We start from the raw sequence: 19,963 nt of genomic DNA, 5'->3' as shown, positions 1-19,963 counted from the left end.
GTCCAAAAAATCTCCCGCTCTCAATAATTTGAGAGGGGAGATTTTTTTAAATCATACTGATACCGATTATTCCGATGAATATGATAATAAGAAGGATAAATAGTATGACTACACCAACAATTGAAGGAATAAGAACTGTAAAGAATGCCTTCCAATTTGAAAATTGATGTGCTTCTGCTACAACGCCAACTGTAATAACCATAGACCAAATGCTAGTAACAGCTGTCATAAGTATTGACGGCCAAAAAATCCAAGGGGCTGATTCCATGTAGTTAGCATCCATTAAAGACTCAGGTGATGTAAATAGCCATATTAAGTAGAATGGAATAAGCGCAATAAATGGTACACCCGCTAAGCTCAATCCTTTAAACATTTCGGAAAACGTTGCACTACCTTTAAATAATTTACCGACTAACCAAAAAATTAGGGTAGAAAACGCTGTACCAATAATTGCTGAAATCGGTGCTAAAATCACACAGAATAGCACGATAATCCAAGGGGATACATCAAGTAAAAAATTACTATCTATAAGACCAGTAAGCATAGCTCCAATATAGGCAATGGACATAACAAGAATTGCATAACCGATTGATTTGGCATCAATCATATAGCGAGCAGTTTGCTTTGGATGCATCCAAGTAGACAGAAACGGATTCACTTTAGACCTTTCTTGTTGCGGTGTTTCATTATAGTTTTCCATTAAAGTACCTCCAAAGATGATAATATATGTTTCTATTCAATATACGAGTGAAGTGGTAAAAGGTTTCAAAAAAATTGTTAGATTGGAAATTTTGGATTGAATGTAAAAAATATTACTACTACACACTAAAAAACCCCCTCAATGCATTGGTTGCATGAAGGGGAATCCGTGATTAGTCAGCTAACATAATTTTTTCAAGCTCTAATGGCTCAATATATTGTTCACCTTTGTAAGCGCGCATATTGCCGCCAGAGATTTCATCAATTAATAATATTTCATTTGTTTGTGCGTCACGGCCGAATTCTAATTTAATATCGTATAGTTTTAAGCCTTTTTTCGCAAGCTCTGCACCAACAAATTTAGAAATTTCAATTGTGCGTTGTTTTAAAATAGCATATTCTTCATGTGTTAACAGGTTTAACATCGCTAAAGCATCTTCAGAAATTGGAGGATCTAGACGATCATCATCTTTGATTGTTACTTCTACGAAAGAGTCTAAAGGTTGTCCTTCTTGTACGTAAGCACCATAGCGACGTAGGAAAGAACCAACAGCTTTGAATCGGCAAATGACTTCTAACCCTTTTCCAAAAACAGTTGCGGGCTTTACAGTCATTGTAGCATCATCGAAGTTTGCGTCTACGTAGTGAGTAGGGACACCTTGTTCGTTTAGTTTTGAGTAGAAATAAGAAGTTAGGCGAAGACCTGCAAGACCTGCACCATCAATTGTTAAACCAACAGTATTTGCGCCCGGATCAAATACGCCATTTTCACCAGTTACATCATCTTTAAATTTTAATAAATAATGACCATCTTCTAATTTGAACACATTTTTCGTTTTACCTGTATACAATAATTCCACAAAAAACCCTCCAATATTTCATAGTACACAATAATTATAACACGAATGTTTTAAATATATAGTATAAATAATGTTCGTTTTAATCTTTGTTATACTTATTTTTTCACCTATATTCTACAAAAAAATAAGATGATAACGAATGTTCGTTATCATCTTAAGTGAAATTAAGAAGATTCTAAATTTTATCAATAGATTCTAGTTACTAGATGCTAGAATGATTGAATAAATTGTAAAAGGATTTTATTAATATACGCCTTCAGATAGCATACCATCAGCAACTTTAATAAAGCCAGCGATGTTTGCTCCAACAACTAAGTTGCCTGGGTAACCGTATTTATCAGCAGCAGCTTTACTATCTGCGTAGATATTTTTCATAATTTGGTGTAACTTCGCATCTACTTCTTCAAATGACCAGAATACACGGCTTGAATCTTGTGCCATTTCTAGTGCAGATACAGCAACACCACCAGCATTTGCTGCTTTAGCAGGACCAAATAATACGCCAGCATTTAAAAATTCGTTAATTGCTTCAAGGTCAGATGGCATGTTAGCACCTTCACCAATTGCTTTTACACCGTTTGAGATTAATGTACGAGCAGCGTCGCCATTGATTTCGTTTTGTGTAGCACATGGAAGCGCGATATCACATGGAATTGACCAAATTCCTGTACAACCTTCTGTAAATGTAGCATTTGGACGGTAATTAACGTAAGTTGATATACGGTCACCTTTTACTTCTTTAATTTCTTTAACGGCATCAAGATCTAAACCTTCTGGATCATAGATATAGCCTGAAGAGTCAGAGCACGCAACTACTTTAGCACCATAAGCTTGAGCTTTTTCAATTGCATAAGTCGATACATTACCAGAACCAGAAACGACAACTGTTTTACCTTCAAAAGAATCATTTGCATCTTTTAACATTTCTTCTACAAAGTATACTGTACCGTAACCAGTTGCTTCTTTACGAGCTAATGAACCACCATAACCAGGAGTTTTACCTGTTAATACGCCAGATTCATTTGCTTTTGTTAAACGTTTGTATTGACCCCATAGATAACCCACTTCACGAGCACCTACACCGATATCACCAGCAGGAACATCGACATCTGGCCCAATATGACGGTATAATTCAGTCATGAATGCTTGGCAGAAGCGCATGATTTCTGAATCGGATTTACCTTTTGGATTAAAGTTAGATCCACCTTTACCACCACCGATTGGTTGACCAGTTAAAGCGTTTTTAAAGATTTGCTCAAAACCTAAAAACTTAATAATTGATTCGTTTACAGAAGGGTGGAAACGAAGTCCACCTTTGTAAGGACCCATTACATTGCTGTATTGAACGCGGTAACCACGGTTCACTTGTACTTGGTTGTTATCATCTTGCCAAGCGACACGGAATGAAATGATGCGATCTGGCTCAACGATACGAGAAAGAATATTTGCTTTAATATATTCAGGGTGTTGTGCAAATACAGGCACTAATGAAAGGAAAATTTCTTCAGCTGCTTGTAAAAACTCCGCTTGATGGCTATTTTGTTGTTTTAGTTGCTCGAACACGCCGTCAACGTATTCTTGTGCTAATTGTTCATTGCTTAAAGTTGTTGTTGTCATAATGAAAACCTCCAAATTGGTTGATAGGTGTATCGTATATCTATTTTTCACACTATTCAATAAAATACTTTTTCCAAGTTGGATAAGTTTGTGAAAAAATGAGCAAACAGGGTCAAGAAAATATTATATTAAAATAATATCAAGGTACTTGATTTATCTAATAATGAGAAGGGAATGATGCCTTATTGTGAAGGTATTAATTGATGCTGATGCCTGTCCAGTCGTGGATTTAGCGCTATCTATATCATCTGAGTTTGAGATTGAAACTATCTTGTTTTGCGATACATCACACCGTATTGAACGTGATAATGTAATAACAATTATTGTACCAAAGGGTCCAGATTCGGTTGATTTCACGCTAGTGAATGCGCTTTCAAAACATGATATTGTTATTACACAGGATTACGGTTTAGCGGCCATGGTGTTGGCACGTGGAGGTTATCCAATCGATCAAAATGGCAGGGAAATGTCTAATGAAAATATCGAACGTTTGCTCGATATGCGCCATGTTGGGCAGAAAATTAGACGTGCTGGAGGACGAACCAAGGGACCTAAAAAAAGAACGAAAGAAAATAATATGCTGTTCGAAATGAAATTTCGACAAATTTGTGAACGAGCAATTTTAGCGCAAAAAATGGAGGAATCAGCAGATGGAAAATGACCTAAAACACGAATTATTTCACCAATATCCACTATTAGAAACGATAAAAAATCGGGAGACTGTATTTTGGGAGAATACAAAATGGACGAAAAAGGCAAAAACAACACTCTTTTCTAACGAGGAGGTTAAAGATGCGGAAGAAACGCTGCAACGCTTTTCTTCCTATTTAACTATTGCTTATCCTGAACTATTACACAGTAAAGGGCTGATTGAATCGCCTATTCAACAAATTGCACAAATGAAGAAGGCACTCGAGAGAATGTTCGCACTATCCATTCCAGGTAAATTCGTTTTAAAATGTGATCACACGTTGCCTATCTCTGGCTCCATCAAAGCTCGTGGTGGAATCTATGAAGTTTTAAAGCATGCAGAGCGTTTGGCGATTGCTAATGGTATGTTAACAATAGAAGATGATTATGCGGTGTTCGCCACTGAAGAACTACGGACGTTTTTTCAGCAGTATACGATTGCCGTAGGTTCAACTGGTAATTTAGGGCTCAGTATCGGCATAATGGCTAAAAAATTAGGGTTCAATGTCGTTGTACATATGTCTAGTGACGCAAAAGAGTGGAAGAAAGCGTTGCTAAGAGAAAAAGGTGCAACGGTTATTGAATATAAAGCAGACTATAGTGTTGCTGTAGAACAGGGGCGTCTGGAAGCTTCACAAAATCCAATGTGTCATTTTATTGATGATGAAAATTCAAAAGATTTATTTGCTGGCTATGCAGTAGCAGCAAAACGCCTAAAAGTCCAGTTAGAAAAGACAAACATTCAAGTGGACAAAGCACATCCATTGTTCGTTTATTTACCATGTGGGGTAGGGGGTGGACCTGGAGGGGTTGCATACGGTTTACGTGAAATATTCGGGGAGCATGTTCATATCTTCTTTGCGGAGCCAACTGCCTCACCTTGTATGATGATTGGGCTTATGACAGGCTTACATGATGAAATCAGTGTAGAGGATATTGGCTTGGACAATCAAACAGAAGCAGACGGTCTTGCTGTAGGGCGTGCTTCTAAATTTGTAGGAAAAGTGATGGAATCGTATATTAGCGGTTGCTATACCGTAAAAGATGAAGAATTGTTTATGTCCCTTGCTTTAGCAATGGAAAGTGAAGGGGTATTTTTAGAGCCTTCTGCACATGCGGGAATGTTTGGTCCCATTCATTTGCTAAAGAACGGACAAAACTATATAGAAAAGCATCATTTACAGGATATAATGGAACAAGCTACACATCTTGTCTGGGCAACAGGGGGAAGTATGGTACCACAAGAGATGCGAGAAGAGTACATGGCGAAGGTGAACATGTAGCAAAAATAAATAATGAAAAACAGTTAATGATAAAATGATGAGTAAAGTCAATAAAAAGACAGATATGCTCTGTTAGAGTGGTATGTGTCTTTTTATTTTGCAGGATGTTAATTAGGAAATTATTTTTAGTTAATAGGAAAGGATTGAACGTTATTGAAGGATTCATTAAAGCAGGCGATTATTTTACAAGCAGTAGAGGAGTCAGTTACTTATACGGATAGTAAATTAGGTGGAAGACCGTATAGTAAATTAGGTGATGACTTCCCAGTACATAGCAGTGGCATACCATATATGTTTATAGCACAGCTTAATTTTGCAAAGCTACCTAAGCTAAAAGATTATCCACAGCAAGGGCTTCTACAGTTTTTTGTGTTGGCGGATGAAGATTATGGTGTTGACAAGGATGGCTATTATTGTCGGTATTATTCGGACTTTGATCCCTCTCATGATATCGAGCCATTTTCAGATGAAGAAATGGAGTATGAGCTATGTGAACCGATTATTTTTGGGGGTCCTTATGCATTGAAGGCAACATTACTTCAAGAGCTAGTACCGTATACGGATCCTCGCTCCGTTCATTATGACTTACCAATAGAGAATCCTGCTTATTCAAAGTACTTTGATGAAACAGATGGTAGTGGAACGAAAATAGGTGGCTATGCATTTATGGATAAAAATAGCTTTGATGAAAAAAATAGCAATGCTGAGTTACTATTTCAATTAGATATGGAAGGCAATGCTAAAAAAACATATGCTATGATAGCAGACTCGGGTACATTACAATTTTTTATAGAACGAGATTCGTTAATTGCAAAGGATTTTACTCAACTTTATTATTATCTTTATAGTCTGTAAGAAAATTGTCTAGATAAGAAAAAATGTTAGAACGACTTTAGTCAATCTAACATTTTTTCTCTTTTGTCCAAGCTCATAGGTCAGCTAATTAGGGGCTTGTAATCGTATTCGCCTGTGCGGCTAAAAACACTTTATGTGCTGCGCTGACACCTGCACCTGGCTCAAAGTCATAGGCAAAGTCTTGCAATGCCGCTTCCATTAAAGAAACGGCTTGTAAAATATCGCTAGGGAAGCAGTAGCCCATATGCCCAAATCTAAAAATTTCCCCTTGTAAAGGCCCAAGACCACCAGCAAAATCTAAATGATAGTGTTGTTTAAGGTGATGTAAAAACGCATTTAATGCAATACCTTTTGGCGCCATGATAGCAGTAATCGTTGGTGAAGCGAACTCATCCGTTGTCAATAATTCCATGTGAAGAGCTTTCATTGCACTGCGCACCATATTTTTCATCAATTCATGGCGTGCAACAGTGTGAGCAAAGCCACCTTCTTCTTCAATGAGTTTACATACTTCACGTAATCCATAAATAAGTGTGATGGTAGGGGTATTTGGTGTCATCCCTTTGTGAGCCCAATCACGATAGCTCAATAAATTTAAGTAATAAGATGGCATAGTATTTTCTTCGATAACTTTCCAAGCTCTGTCACTAACGCTAACGAGAGAAAGCCCAGGTGGAAGCATCATCGCCTTTTGCGAGCCTGTTACGAGGATATCAATTCCCCACGCATCCATCTCAGCAGGAGCTCCACCAATACAGCTTACGCCATCAACGATAACTAACGCATCGCTTTCTTCACGCACGACTTGTGCTAACGCTGCAATGGGATTTAAAATACCTGTTGACGTTTCGTTGTACGTAATAAAAACAGCTTTAATATGCTGTAGAGGTTGTAAAAAAGTACGCAACTCTTCAGCTGTGCATGCTTGTCCCCATTGTTTTGCTAGCTTATGTACGTTAAAGCCATATTTTTCGCAAATTGAAACGAAATAATCTCCAAAAGCTCCTACGGTAATGACAACAACATCATCGCCCGCATTAACGGTATTGACAGCAGCAGCCTCCAGTGCTGCTGTGCCACCAGATGGAAGCAATAATATGTCCTGCTTCGTGCCGAAAACAGCTTTCACTAGCTCTGTCGTTTCACGATATAGCTCAACAAATTCATTGCTTCGATGGCTGAAGATATCTCGGTTCATCGCAAGTTGCACTTTTTTAGGAATCGGTGTAGGTCCTGGATGTCTTAAAATATTTTCATACATAAATAAAATCCCCTTTGTTTAAAAATTAGAAATTCTAAATTTTCTAACTATAATATAGCATATTCATCGGGAACGCTGGCTTCATTTTGGAAAAAATATTGGAAATAGGAGGGGAATGAACAGAAACGACAAGGTATAAGCACAAAAAAATCCGCTTTCCGTCTTGCTGGACGAAAAGGGATTTAAAGAGGCTCTTTACTCTACAACTATACGATAAATGGTCGTTTCATACGCATTAAGCCGTAGATAGCATAGAATAAGCCACATGTAATAATAGATAAAATAATGTAGAGAACGGCTTTTCCAGACTCACCAGTCCAGCGGAATAGAAGACGATATGTGTAGTAAACCCAATAGCCGAACATAACAAGTGAAGCAATAAATCCAACTAATGGGACGAACGAAATGATAAATAATGCTGCATAAATGAATGTTGTTTTTTTCGCTGTTGCACGGATTGTCGCATCATCATCACCATTGGCGGTAAGTAGAAATAAACTATAAATATTGATAATTGGAATCCATGCTATATAAGCTACATCGCTAAAACCGTTTGTTTTCGAAGCCATAAAATAAATAAGTGCATTCACAACGTACCCAACAATTAACATGCCCAATAATACGAAAAAGAAAACCACCATGAAACCACCAAAGACTGCATCATAATCACTATAATACGGATCATAATAATTCATTAAAACTCTCCCCTTTCAACACGTTTATTAGAGCACATAAAATCCACATCATTTCCCAAGAAATATCGTAATAGTCCTATAAAAATGGACTAATTACTTTAGGGAACATTAAATCACTTTATGATATCATCCAGTTCAACATGCTCTGTAAGTAAATAAAAAAACAACTATTTTTTATAAATATCGGTATAATTGTAAGCAAGATTTATTGTATGGAAAATAAAAATATAGAAAAATAAGTTATTCACTATAAAAATTTGATAAATCTAAATCCCCCTGATTTATCAGCTAGCAGAAGGAGACCGTTTGTATGAATCGTCCAATTTAAAAATCCCTCATTTTAATGAATGGTATTTCGTTAAAAATGGGGGAGGCAAGTTTCATGAATCTTCCAATTTAAAATCGCCCATTTCAATGAATTTATTTTCTTGAAAAATGGGGGATAGTTTATGAATTTGGGTAGAAATTTTTGGTTATTACTTGTAGGGCAGTCACTTGCCAATATAGGTGACGTTTTATATATCGTAAGTGTTATTCATATCATTTATCTTTTAACGGGATCAGCTATTGCCGCATCCTTTGTGCCATTTACGATTGCAACATCGATGTTTGTGTCCAGTATATTGACGCCGCTTTTGTTCGAGAAGGTAAATTTAAAGTGGTTAATGGCAGGTTCGCAAATCGGAAAAACGTGTTTATTATTTGCTTTAGGGCTATTGTTAGTTAGCATCTCCACAACAAATTTTTACCTGTTGTTTATTGTCATCAGTATGATTGCATTTCTTGATGGCTGTGCCAACCCAATAAGACAGACATTGGTTCCTTATTATGTGAAGGATGAACAATTATTGAAAGCAAATGGCATAGATGAAGGAGTCACGCAATTTATTCAATCCATTATGTGGTTTGTAGGGAGCCTATTTTTACTTGTTCTCAGCTCTCAGCAACTTATTTGGGTTGTGGGGTGTTTGTTTGCTATAGCGAGTTTTGTATTATCTTTATTAGAAAATGTAGACCAGCAATCACTCGAACAACAAGGGAAAATAGATCAGGTTGTTAAGGGCTGGAAAACATTGTGGAATACCCCTTTGTTACGTCAAATCGTATGGATTGATATTCTTGAAACCATTGCGGGTACGGTATGGATTGCAGCCATTATATTGGTATTTGTCCATGATGCTTTGCATGTTGACAAGCGGTGGTGGGGCTTTATCAATGGCATATATTTTGTGGGATTAATAGTGGGCAGCATTTATTGTGTGAAATATAGCGCATCCATTGAAAAGAACATAGCGCAAGTGATGGTGATTGGATCATTATTTACGTGTTGTGCCACTATTTTATTTAGTGTCAATAGCATGCCAAACATTGCATTATTTTTAACTTTTTGTGTGGGGCTTTTTGGGCAAATAAAGAGCATCCCACAACATACCGTTATTCAAACAAGTGTTTCAAGAAAGGAATTATCTGCTGTTTATACGGCTTTAAGCGCTATCTTAACGGGGGGATTTGGCATTGCCTCTTTAGTAATGGGCATAATAGCAGATGTATTCGGCATAAGAATAGTATTTATGATTTCGGGTCTATTACTAGCAATAGTAAGTATCCTAATCGGTAAAAATAGGCAGTTGTTTGTAATCAAAATGAATCAATAATAAAGAGGCTTACATCTCTTCTAGGGGATGTAAGCCTCTTTTATTTGGAAATAAGGCTATTATTTAAATTTAAAAGCTTCAAAGTTGATATCGATATCGTTAGTGCTAGATTGTTTAAACTGTTTTGTAAAACGTTTTACCATTTTTTCAGGCCCACACATAAAGATACTCGTATGGGCTGGCACTGAAACATCATCAAATGTCAGCCTGTCCATAGTAGTCGTATCAATAAAATTCACTTTGAAATGTTTATTGTTTTCTGCATATTTTTGCAAAAGATCTTTGTGAATCGCATCGTTGTGCCCACGGTAAGTGTAAAATAATTCAATGTCTCGATCGGTAGGATTAGATTGTAAATACGATAAAAAAGGTGTAATACCTACACCGCCTGCTATCCAAATTTGCTGCTGATAACCTTTGTCAAAGTCTAGATGACCATAGGGGCCTTCAACGGCTACTTTTGAATCTAATTGTATCAGTGCATTGACCTTTTTAGTAAAATCTCCAAGTGCTTTAATCGTTACATATATTTTTTGCCCATCTCCACCTGAAATAGAGAAGGGATGTGGCGCTTTTTCTAGCCCCGTTTGGAAAATTTTTAAAAAGATATATTGGCCATTTTGATAACTCAGTTTGCGATCTAAAGTTAATTCTAATTCAACAGCACTGTCACCTAATTTCCGAATGCCTGAAACTTTACCCGTATGTTTAAAGCGCATGTCCTGATACATTGTCAGCATGTACAGAGCGGACATAGTCCCGACAATAGCAGTAATGGCCGTAAATATCCCTAAAGGTGTCGGTTGAAATAAATCATATCTACTTGAGAAGTATGCATGGTAAAGACCTAATGCATAAGGAATTAGCAATAGGCGGTGGATATAGCGCCAATGCTCATATTTTAGAAATTTAGCAAATAATGCTATCACTATAAGTCCGATAAAGCCATTTTGCGCCAGCTCTCCAAGTTCTTTTGCAAATTCACTCAGCGGCGTTTCAATAGCTTGGTCTCCATGAGGGACCAAATCCTGTAATTGGCTGTGTAGAATGACCAACCCTAATGACAAAATCGCCAAATATTTATGGTACATATAAACATATTCTAAGCCGTGAAACCATTTTTCAAGAATTTTCACTCGTGTTGCTAATAAAAATACTAGAAAAAATCCAGTGATCGCCAATCCGCCGACGATGTGACTAAGCTTATTTAACACATGTATCGTTTCAATCGGAGTGGCAAAATACCATAGTAAGCCGCTGCCACACATTGTTATTAAAATAAATAGCATTCCTTTATACGATTTCATATTAACCTCCAGTAATCATTTTTCTCTCTCGACATACTAGATATACACTTAGTTACTGAATTATTTCTGATATTTTGATGTTCGTGTAATAAATTTTTAAAAAGATAGAACGTTGTAAAATAAAAACGTATGTTTGGAATGTATGTTCTATTTTAATGAGGGATATGGTACAGTAGAAAAGTAACATGTTTAATACATAAAAAGTGAGGTAGATATCATGCAAGGGAATACACATATTGTTGGAGGCATCACAGCAAGCCTTGCTTTTGCACAAATTTCGAATGATAATCCATTTGTATTAGTAGGAGCGGGTGTACTCGGTGCATTACTTCCAGATATTTGCCACGGAGGAAGTAAAATCGGGAGAACCTTTCCTCTTATTTCAAAAATGGTAAACAAGCTATTTGGACATCGCTCTTTTACACATAGTTTATTGTTTGTGGTTCTTGTCGCGCTATTGTTACAGACAATTATTCCATATCCGTCGATTGTTGCGGGACTTTTAATAGGGATGTCGAGTCACATTATATTGGATATGGGAACGAAACAGGGAGTGAAGCTTTTCTTTCCGTTCAACATGTCGGTTCGTTTTCCACTAACAACAAGAACAGGTGGAAAAGTAGAAAAGATTGTATTTACATTATTATCTGTACTTTCGCTATACTTGAGCTATGAGCTGATTAGTCGATTTATCAGCGAAATATAAAAGCAAAGCCCTTGTCTTAAGCTTACTTAAGACAAGGGCCTATGCATTTTTATAAATTGAAGTGAATTGTTTGAATTGTTTGGGTGTCAGGCACCTCTATTCTCCTTGCACTTCTTCTACTGTTTGCTCCACTTCTGCGCGTGTCATTTTTTCACGACCTTCTTGCATCGCTTTTAATGTTTTGTGCGCTAGCGCAAGTGGGAGTCGGCAGAACAATAGAATGGTACGCTTATTAATAGCCTCTATATAAAGGTCTGCTTTGGCTAAGTTTTCCTCTGCATAGGCAAATAAATCTTCTCGTGTCCAACCGTCCGGCACGAAGCTTACACCACGCTCATCTAAATCTTCATGCTGGTTACGTAAAATATTGACGGCTTGAAGTCCGCGACCATAGCCAATCGCTAAATCACGATCTGTTTGAATGCCTGCACCCCACGCCCATAACTCTGACAGCATTGTTCCAACGAGACCTGCCACATAGTATGTATAGTCATCCAAATCTTCACGTGTATGCACTTGCCAGTTGGCTTTTGCCCATTTTCCCATGCCATAAGCCATTTCACTTGTAGAAGCTTGGACAATTTTTCGAGATCCATCTGGACAAAATGTTAACCAATCTGCTAGGCGAAGGGAAACTTCCGGCAGTTGATCGGCATATGGAGCTAATAAGGTTTGATATGCTTCAGCATCGAATTCATTTTTTAATAATTCACTTATTGCTGAAAGTAAATCAAACTTCACATCATTCGATAGCTTTTCATGGTCTTCAATTTCGTCAATGGCACGCATCGCTAAATAAGCAGCGGCAACAGACATTTTTAAATCATTTTTTAAAAAAGTAATAGGTATATAAAATGTGCGACTCGTTTCTTTTAAAACATGCATCGCTTCTTTATAAAGTGTTTTTTGATCTTTCACTTGTATTCCTCCGTTCAAATGGTCAAGCCTCTATCTATATCGTATCGCAAAACAGGAGAAAGATAAAACAGATTGTTTAAATTCTAGTCATAATCTTTGAAAACACTTCAAATATATGATAAAGTTTAATAGTAAACTATTTAAAGCTATACAGTATTTGAATATCGGTATTAGTTTTAAAGTACTTGGTGACTGTTGGTATAAAAAGATACGTTACAGCGCTTAAGACGCTTATGCGAAATAGAACAGAGAGGAAGTTTTTATTTATGGGTCGTTTAGACAACAAAATTGCAATTATTACAGGTGGCGCATCAGGTATGGGTGCTTCAATGGCAGAATTATTCACTAAAGAGGGCGCAATCGTCATCGCTGCGGATATTAACGAAGAAAATTTAGCTAAAATTTCTGAATTAGAAAATGTAGAAGGTATGAAATTAGATGTTTCATCTGATGAAAACTGGGCTGCATTTACAAAAGCAGTTATAGAAAAATACGGTCGAATTGATATTTTAATCAACAATGCTGGTATTTCTTCACAAAAATCTCCACAAGATATTACAGACCAAGATTGGGCGATTATGCACAAAATTAACTCATTCGGTCCGTTTTTAGGAATTAAACACGTTTCTAAATACATGAAAGAGGCAGGTAAAGGCTCAATCGTTAATACATCTTCATACACAGCTATTATCGGTTCTGGCTTAAATTCATATACAGCATCAAAAGGTTCTTTACGCGCCATCGCACGTGCTGCGGCTGCTGAATTAGGAAAATCTAATATTCGTGTAAACACAGTATTCCCAGGTGTAATTGAAACACCAATGACTGCGAACATCGGTCAATTCAAAGAAGCAATGGATATGTTAGTTCGTGCTACTCCAATGGGTCGTCTTGGCCAACCAGAAGAAGTTGCCAATGCTATTTTATTCTTAGCATCTGATGAAGCTTCATATATTACAGGTGGCGAACTAGTAATTGATGGCGGATATTCTGCACAATAATTATGTTTGCTTGTTAGAATTCATACGATTTCAAAAAGAGTTCACTGTTTTGACAGGGGCTCTTTTTTTACATAAATTTCTATAATTTGTTTAATTTATCTATTTAACGAGCTTTTTTTCATGTTATTTTACATGAAAGTTTGCCAAGTTATTGCACAATCATTTCAACAGCGGTAAAGTTTAGGGAGAGCGAATATTCAATTATGCCTCGGCGTAATGATCGCTGACCTTTCGCTTTCGCGCAAAATAAAGTGCGTCAGGATTTTGAATTGTGCATACACAAAAAACTCCTTTTGAAATCCGTGACAATCGCCGGAGGCATGAACTTTTATTAGTTAGCGTTTAGACACACGCTGAATAAAAGAGTAAACTAGTATTCATATTCAACTAACCATCTATTTAGGTAGAAAAATTTCTGCTGAATAAAGTTAAAGGAGAATGGTATGCCAAAGGCTATAGGTATTGATGCAGGTGGCACATTGACGAAGGTTGCTTATTTAGACGAGCACAATGAGCTTATTTTAACAACTTTTCCGTCTAATGATTTGCAGTCTGTAATGGAGTGGATTCGAAATAATCCAGATATTGAGGATATTGGTGTTACGGGGGGGCGTACAGAACAATTACTTGATGTCATCAAAACAATGAAATCGATTCATTATATAGTAGAGTTTGAAGCTACATTGAAGGGAGTTCGTTTTTTACTAAATAAAGAAGGATACTTCTTCGAGCGTAGTATGATTACCAATATCGGTACAGGAACTTCAATCCATTATATGGAGGGGAACACCCATATACGTGTAGGAGGGACAGGCGTTGGGGGCGGAACCTTGATTGGATTGTCAGCGCTTACAACAGGGATTACAGATTACAATGAAATCCGAGAGATGGCTACAAAGGGTAATCGTGAAGGTGTAGACTTGCTTGTCAAAGATATTTATCAAGGTATGGATACACCTATTGACGGGCATTTAACGGCAAGTAATTTTGGTAAAGTCAGTATTACTGAGGAATTGAAACAGCCTGCTGAGGATATTATTGCGACTGTTCAAGGCCTCGTTGGTGAAGTTATTACGACGCTTAGTATTCAATATGCTGAGGAAAAAAATGCACAACATATTGTGTATATTGGCTCTACCTTAAGTTATAATGAACATCTTGCACAAGTCATTGCTAATTATACACGCACGAAAAAGCATACACCTGTTTTTATCAATGACCACGGTTTTTCCGGTGCAGTCGGTGCCTTACTTAACATAACTGAATATACAATTGTCTAAAGGACAAATAAAAATGTACATCCCTAACGATTTTAGTGATGTACATTTTTTTTACGAATGGCTATCGTTGGTTTTTAAGTGCAATTACTTTCGCTCTTGAATTGACACCTAGCTTACTATAAATAGTAGATAAATAAACGCGAACTGTACCATTAGATAAATGCAGTTGTTTGGCTATTTCTTGATTACTCAGCCCTTTTGTCAATAAATCGAAGAGTTCTTGTTCGCGCGGGGTAAGTAAATCAGTCGGTTCCTTCTTCACTGTACAATTTTTTTGTAAATAGTCAAAATAACTTTTAGGGACAGGATTCCATTTAGATGTTAAGGACTCTAATTGAAAATACTGGTTGAGAAGGGGCAGTATTTCTTTTTCGTCTAAAAGGGTTCGTACATAGTAAAACTTTGCTGCCAATTGTAGCGCTTCGTGTAAAGTATCTAAAGCAATATCATGGTTGTCTAAACGTAGTTGGCAAACGGCTTCAAGAATGGTTGCTTCAATAATTGTCCCAACTTGCTCGTCTTGTTGTGCTTTTGTTTTAACTTGTACAACGATAGATAATGCATCATTTGGTTGTTTCTTTAATAATAATAATCTAGCATACACTAGCATCCAAAATGGCTGTTTCGTTTTTGTAGCCTGTAGGATAGACTCTGCACGCTCGTCATCACCCTCCACAATGTAACAAAAAGCAATCATAATTTGGATAGTATTCCGCCAATGCTTTTCAACAACATCTTCTAACAATTGTGTCAGCATAGCGCGCGCTGTATTGGTTTGCTGTTGATGCATGTAAATGTTAGCCTTTAGCAAATACATAGGAACAAATAAGTTAGGATCTGGCTGTTGTTGAGTTAATTGGATTGCAATATCAAGCTCCTTTTGCGCATCTTCTAGTAAATTTCTCTCATAGTACACCTCAGCAGCAATGCCAGATATATAGGCGGTCACATATAATGTTTTAAAATTTGTATCCCGAAATAGCTGTGTAATTTTTGGAACTTCATCCATTGCGGGTAATTTGCCTTTTGAAGCTAAATTTGTGCGCGAAAGTTTATATTCAAAATTATTGTAGGGCATTCGTACTTTATCCCAACGACACGGAGCTTGTTGTGTAGCGAGCTGTTTTTCTAATATTTCTTTCACCGTTTGTAATTTCCCACCCGAGGCAACTAAGGCATATGCTTTGGTTCGTTCGTAAATATTCGCGATAGCTATATTTTCTTTTTGTTCCATCCATTGTTCACTGAGTTGACGCTGTTCAAGCTCTTCCATTATGGAGGTAGCGGTTGTCATTTCTAATATTGAAATTGCACGTTCATAGCCCAAAATAAGCATTTCATAACGGACTGTTTGTTGATTGTCTCTTAGCTGTTGTAACCAGCGCATGAAAGTTGCAGTTTGACCTGATAAAAAAAGTTGAACAAGATGATGAGAAATCCATTGTTGGGCTTGCTCATATAGATGATGTTTTAATGCTAATTCAATCGCGGAAGTGTAATCACCTTTTCCATAAATTAATTGAACCGTTTTTTCGACAAGGGACTTTATTTCTTGTTCGGTATATTGCTTCATCAGTTCTTCTTGTAATGCCTCAGCAAATAAATGGTGATAGCGGAAAACAAGTTTTGATGATTGAAGACAAACTGTGAACAAGCCATTTTCTTCTAAATAAGCTAATAGTTCTGCACTATTCGTCTCCGCTATTAATTGGTCACATATAGCAGGCTCTAATTCATGTAAAAAAGAGGTTTTTAACAGAAAATTTTGTATTGTTTTTGGGAGTTTATGAATAATGCCTTGCCACAAAAAATTAGAAATAAATGGTTGTACTTCATTAAAATTAGTTAGACTCGTTAATAGTAATCCTGCGATCCATCCTTCTGTTTTATTTTGTATTGTTTGTAATTGGTGTTCGTTTAATGAGATTGAATTTTTTAAGGAAAAAAACTGCTTTGTTTCTTGGTAAGTAAAGCGTAAATGTTCGGTATTACATTCATGTACCCATTGTTTTACTCGCCATATCGCAATTGGTAATGGAAGAGCTGTTCGAGTAGTCAAATATATGTGAACATAAGATGGTAGTTGTTCGATTAGTTTAATCATCGTGCGATGAATTGTTTCGTTTTCTATCAAATGGTAATCGTCCATTACAAGATGAAAGCTTTTTTTAGCCGTATTTAGTTCATGGATAAACGACTCCATCAGAAAATCGAAAGTGGAAACATCTTGCCCTTGTAATAGTGGTGCGAGCACTTTATCAACATCGGTTTCACAGGCTTGCGCTACTGCCTGAAAGACAAAAGTCCAATATCTGATTGGATCATTATCTGCTTGGTCTATGGCGACCCAAGCAATTGGTTGTTGAGAATGGGTAAGCCATTGACTTAAAAGTGTTGTTTTGCCGTAGCCTGCTGGCGCGCGAAGTATTGTAATCCTTTTCTGGTCATTTTCACGAAAGAAATCATGTAATCTAGGTCTTTCAATTGTTTCGGTCGTACTATAAGGCACATTTAATTTCGCGGATGATAGAGAACTTGACATGGTATGTCTCCTTTTATGATTTAAGTTATGACGTACAGTGAAAGTATTATGTAGTATATCTTCTTATAATATATGAAGTTTGCTAGATTGTTTATTCCAATTTGTCAGTATGGTAAGTCTTGCAGTAGTTGGAATTTTTCCATTGAAGTTTTCACCATAGCATAAAACCTTCACGCGTGCGCACATTACAAGGAGGAGGTGAAAATCTGTGGGAAATAGAAATAATAAAAATAACAATAAAACAATGAATAAAAGAACACATAATCCTTTTGGAACGTATAAAAGTAAAGACCTTGATGATAGTAATAGTAACAATAACAACCCAAATGATAATTTAAACGAAGAATTCAGTGCAGAATTTGATGCTAAAGCGAAAAACAAAAACAATAAAACGAACCATGATAAAAACCAACAATCCAATAAAAAGAACTAAAATGGGGGCGTTAGCAATGGCAAAGAAAAGTAAAACAAGTTTCAAAAAGAAAAAGAAAGAAGATACACATAAAAGAAATGATCGGGAAGAATATTCAGCCGAATTTAATCAAGTTATTCATAATAATCCCCAGCAACCAAGCAAAAAAAGTCGTTAAGTAATTTAAGTGGAATGCTCCAAGTTACTATTTGGAGCATTTTTTAGTTTCAGCAAGGCTAAACAAATACATACATCTAAACGATTCGATTTTCTTTATTTTGCTTAAGGCATAATGATTTTTAGGATGTTGCACATTCTATAAAAAAGAAAGGGGCTTACAACATGCGAAAAATACTTGCAGTACTTGGGATTATAATGACAGTATTGGCGCTTCCACAACAAATGCCAGATGCCAATGCTCAACAACAAACGCCTGCTTATGCAAAATGGGGCAAGCTTGCAATTGAAAAAACACAGTCATCCTATCCTAATTCAAAAATTATTGATTATTTGCATGAAGGCAGTGAAATAAAAGAAGGTGCAACGATTGAAAAATTTAAACTGTGGTTACAAGAGGGTGACAAAGAATTTGGTGTTTATGTAACAATAAAATATACGACCAAAACACAACAAGTAGTTGATATCGAGCTTCAGGAAACGTCGAAATAGAGGCTGGGACATATGAGAAAAAGTGTTAGATTGAACCTAATCAATCTAACACTTTTTTGCTATGCCGTTGTTATCCGCTACAGCGGTGCTTTCCGCTCAGCACAGTAAGCCGCAACCCTCGCTAACGCGCGGTCTGCCCACGTCTTACATTGTGTACTGTTCCCGCCGGAGTCACCACCTCCGCTACCAACAACTAGTGAACACTTCTAATTTTTTTAATTACAAAAGCAAGAATAGCTAAGTTCCCCATATAGCAAAAAATTATGAACACATTTCGTCTGTTTCTTAATTTTTTTTAGTTATGTCCCAGCCTCTTCTTCCTTATGCTTCTATTTTTTTGATAAACTCACGCATTAATCCAGGTAAATCTGGCCATGCATGACCACTGACAAGGTTACCATCGGAGTGCAGATTTGCGTCAATATACGTACCGCCTGCGACTTGAACTTCCGGTTTGCAGGCGATATAAGCTGTTAGTTCGCGCCCTTTTAGGACTTCCGGTATTGTCGCGAAAATTTGTGCGGCATGGCAAACAGCTGCGATTGGTTTATTTGCGTCAAAGAAATGGCTTACAAGCGCCGGAACATGCTCGTTTAATCGGATGTATTCAGGGGCACGCCCACCAGGAATAATTAAACCATCAAATTGTGCTGGATCGATATCCGCGAAGGCTGCATTTGCTTCTATGCCATATGCTGGACGCTCGATATACGTATCGACACCATCCACAAAATCATGACAAACCGTTTGCATCTTTTTTACTGATGGAGCAGCAATAGTGACATGATAGCCCGCCTCTAAACAGCGGTAATATGGATAGTAAATCTCTAAAGCTTCTACTGCATCACCTGCGATAATTAGTATGTTTTTCCCCATGTTTCCATCTCCCTTTTTTAGTCTAGTAGCTTTATTCGACATTTACTATAAATTCCCTGCTAGTAGGGGTAAAACAGGACATATTGCCACTAAACTCGTGAGAATCGCCACAAACCATAAGAAAAACGCCATAAAATGCATGCGCAACGCCAGTATAAATATCTTCCTTTACAACATAAAAAATGAGGCGTATAGTATTTATTTAGCTAGGTAAATAAATGAGGGGGAGATACAATGAATCCAATTTTCCATGCATTATTTCAAAAAAGTCGATATTTAACGAATTGTTTAAACGAAGTTTTAAAACAACATCAGTTGTATAGTTCGCAATGGACCATTTTATATTGTTTACATAAGCACGGTTCAATGACTTTGACACAAATTTGGAAGTATTTAAATGTCGAGGCGCCAAGTATAACAAGAGCTATATCGCGGCTTGAAGATTTAGGCTGGGTGGAAAGAGTTGAAGGAGAAGATAAGCGCGAAAAAATTGTGACATTATCAGCCATGGCGGAAGAACGTTTACCGATTATTACAAAAACGATATTAGCATTTGAAGCAGAAATGGTTGGTTCCCTGACTGAAGAAGAACAGTCACAATTTATAAATCTATTGCAAAAAATGAAAGGTTGATTGA

At 36.8% G+C, this 19,963-nt stretch carries 20 protein-coding genes; 11 read left to right on the top strand and 9 right to left on the bottom strand.

The window, feature by feature from the left end:
- Positions 1–46: 46 nt before the first annotated feature.
- From LS41612_RS14655 to gdhA, 3 genes are all read right to left on the bottom strand, one after another.
- Entirely contained in the window at positions 47–700 is a 654-nt protein-coding gene (locus tag LS41612_RS14655; RefSeq protein WP_024363408.1) for a YIP1 family protein, read from the bottom strand.
- Between the two features lie 172 nt (positions 701–872).
- Positions 873–1,559, bottom strand: coding sequence for a phosphoribosylaminoimidazolesuccinocarboxamide synthase (locus LS41612_RS14650; protein WP_024363409.1), 687 nt, complete (start codon positions 1,557–1,559; stop codon positions 873–875).
- A 243-nt stretch (positions 1,560–1,802) separates the two neighbouring features.
- Complete coding sequence (gene gdhA, locus LS41612_RS14645) at positions 1,803–3,176, bottom strand: NADP-specific glutamate dehydrogenase (RefSeq protein ID WP_024363410.1); 1,374 nt, start codon at positions 3,174–3,176, stop codon at positions 1,803–1,805.
- 187 nt (positions 3,177–3,363) lie between these two features.
- Here gdhA and LS41612_RS14640 point away from each other — a divergent pair, with 187 nt between their 5' ends.
- From LS41612_RS14640 to LS41612_RS14630, 3 genes are all read left to right on the top strand, one after another.
- Positions 3,364–3,837, top strand: coding sequence for a YaiI/YqxD family protein (locus tag LS41612_RS14640; protein ID WP_024363411.1), 474 nt, complete (start codon positions 3,364–3,366; stop codon positions 3,835–3,837).
- Positions 3,827–5,149, top strand: coding sequence for a D-serine ammonia-lyase (dsdA, locus tag LS41612_RS14635; protein ID WP_024363412.1), 1,323 nt, complete (start codon positions 3,827–3,829; stop codon positions 5,147–5,149). Before LS41612_RS14640 ends, dsdA begins: the two co-directional genes overlap by 11 nt.
- 153 nt (positions 5,150–5,302) lie before the next feature.
- Positions 5,303–6,004 carry a YwqG family protein gene (locus tag LS41612_RS14630; protein ID WP_024363413.1) on the top strand — a complete coding sequence of 234 codons (702 nt, stop codon included), beginning with the start codon at positions 5,303–5,305 and terminating at the stop codon, positions 6,002–6,004.
- A gap of 88 nt (positions 6,005–6,092) precedes the next feature.
- On the opposite strand, the gene LS41612_RS14625 is transcribed toward LS41612_RS14630, so the two are convergent.
- Positions 6,093–7,265, bottom strand: a complete 1,173-nt coding sequence (locus LS41612_RS14625) for a pyridoxal-phosphate-dependent aminotransferase family protein (RefSeq protein ID WP_024363414.1) — start codon at positions 7,263–7,265, stop codon at positions 6,093–6,095.
- Between the two features lie 206 nt (positions 7,266–7,471).
- Positions 7,472–7,960, bottom strand: coding sequence for a hypothetical protein (locus LS41612_RS14620; RefSeq protein ID WP_024363415.1), 489 nt, complete (start codon positions 7,958–7,960; stop codon positions 7,472–7,474).
- Positions 7,961–8,409: 449 nt separating this feature from the next.
- Between LS41612_RS14620 and LS41612_RS14615 the strand changes: the two genes are divergently transcribed.
- Positions 8,410–9,615: an MFS transporter gene (locus tag LS41612_RS14615; RefSeq protein ID WP_024363416.1), complete on the top strand. Its 1,206-nt coding sequence runs from the start codon at positions 8,410–8,412 to the stop codon at positions 9,613–9,615.
- A 59-nt stretch (positions 9,616–9,674) separates the two neighbouring features.
- On the opposite strand, the gene LS41612_RS14610 is transcribed toward LS41612_RS14615, so the two are convergent.
- Complete coding sequence (locus LS41612_RS14610; RefSeq protein WP_024363417.1) at positions 9,675–10,922, bottom strand: ferredoxin reductase family protein; 1,248 nt, start codon at positions 10,920–10,922, stop codon at positions 9,675–9,677.
- Positions 10,923–11,139: 217 nt separating this feature from the next.
- Between LS41612_RS14610 and LS41612_RS14605 the strand changes: the two genes are divergently transcribed.
- Positions 11,140–11,628: a metal-dependent hydrolase gene (locus LS41612_RS14605; RefSeq protein ID WP_024363418.1), complete on the top strand. Its 489-nt coding sequence runs from the start codon at positions 11,140–11,142 to the stop codon at positions 11,626–11,628.
- A gap of 96 nt (positions 11,629–11,724) precedes the next feature.
- Here the strand turns inward: LS41612_RS14605 and LS41612_RS14600 are convergent, their stop codons facing one another.
- On the bottom strand, positions 11,725–12,546 hold the full coding sequence (locus tag LS41612_RS14600) for a squalene/phytoene synthase family protein (protein ID WP_024363419.1): 822 nt from the start codon (positions 12,544–12,546) through the stop codon (positions 11,725–11,727).
- A gap of 266 nt (positions 12,547–12,812) precedes the next feature.
- Here LS41612_RS14600 and LS41612_RS14595 point away from each other — a divergent pair, with 266 nt between their 5' ends.
- Both LS41612_RS14595 and coaW read left to right on the top strand, forming a co-directional pair.
- Positions 12,813–13,547, top strand: coding sequence for an SDR family NAD(P)-dependent oxidoreductase (locus LS41612_RS14595; RefSeq protein WP_024363420.1), 735 nt, complete (start codon positions 12,813–12,815; stop codon positions 13,545–13,547).
- Positions 13,548–13,990: 443 nt separating this feature from the next.
- Complete coding sequence (gene coaW, locus LS41612_RS14590; protein WP_024363421.1) at positions 13,991–14,827, top strand: type II pantothenate kinase; 837 nt, start codon at positions 13,991–13,993, stop codon at positions 14,825–14,827.
- 61 nt (positions 14,828–14,888) lie between these two features.
- Here coaW and LS41612_RS14585 read toward each other — a convergent pair whose 3' ends face one another.
- Positions 14,889–17,369: a winged helix-turn-helix domain-containing protein gene (locus LS41612_RS14585; protein ID WP_024363422.1), complete on the bottom strand. Its 2,481-nt coding sequence runs from the start codon at positions 17,367–17,369 to the stop codon at positions 14,889–14,891.
- A 208-nt stretch (positions 17,370–17,577) separates the two neighbouring features.
- Here LS41612_RS14585 and LS41612_RS14580 point away from each other — a divergent pair, with 208 nt between their 5' ends.
- The 3 genes from LS41612_RS14580 to LS41612_RS14575 all read left to right on the top strand — a co-directional run bounded on the left by LS41612_RS14580 (position 17,578) and on the right by LS41612_RS14575 (position 18,450).
- Entirely contained in the window at positions 17,578–17,802 is a 225-nt protein-coding gene (locus LS41612_RS14580; RefSeq protein WP_024363423.1) for a hypothetical protein, read from the top strand.
- Between the two features lie 16 nt (positions 17,803–17,818).
- Entirely contained in the window at positions 17,819–17,959 is a 141-nt protein-coding gene (locus LS41612_RS23350; RefSeq protein ID WP_162832722.1) for a hypothetical protein, read from the top strand.
- A 164-nt stretch (positions 17,960–18,123) separates the two neighbouring features.
- Entirely contained in the window at positions 18,124–18,450 is a 327-nt protein-coding gene (locus LS41612_RS14575; protein WP_024363424.1) for a DUF3889 domain-containing protein, read from the top strand.
- 321 nt (positions 18,451–18,771) lie between these two features.
- Here the strand turns inward: LS41612_RS14575 and LS41612_RS14570 are convergent, their stop codons facing one another.
- A complete protein-coding gene (locus LS41612_RS14570) occupies positions 18,772–19,326 on the bottom strand; it encodes a DJ-1/PfpI family protein (RefSeq protein ID WP_024363425.1) in 555 nt (184 codons plus the stop codon).
- A 234-nt stretch (positions 19,327–19,560) separates the two neighbouring features.
- On the opposite strand from LS41612_RS14570, the gene LS41612_RS14565 reads away from it, so the two are divergent.
- Positions 19,561–19,959 (top strand): MarR family winged helix-turn-helix transcriptional regulator, encoded by a 399-nt coding sequence (locus LS41612_RS14565; RefSeq protein WP_024363426.1) that lies wholly within the window; start codon positions 19,561–19,563, stop codon positions 19,957–19,959.
- The last annotated feature ends 4 nt before the right edge of the window (positions 19,960–19,963 follow it).

The sequence above is a fragment of the Lysinibacillus sphaericus genome (assembly GCF_002982115.1).
In the GTDB taxonomy this organism is placed as follows: Bacteria; Bacillota; Bacilli; order Bacillales_A; family Planococcaceae; genus Lysinibacillus; species Lysinibacillus sphaericus.
The sequence above is the reverse complement of the archived record's forward strand: the minus strand, read 5'-3'. Positions and strand labels throughout refer to the sequence as shown.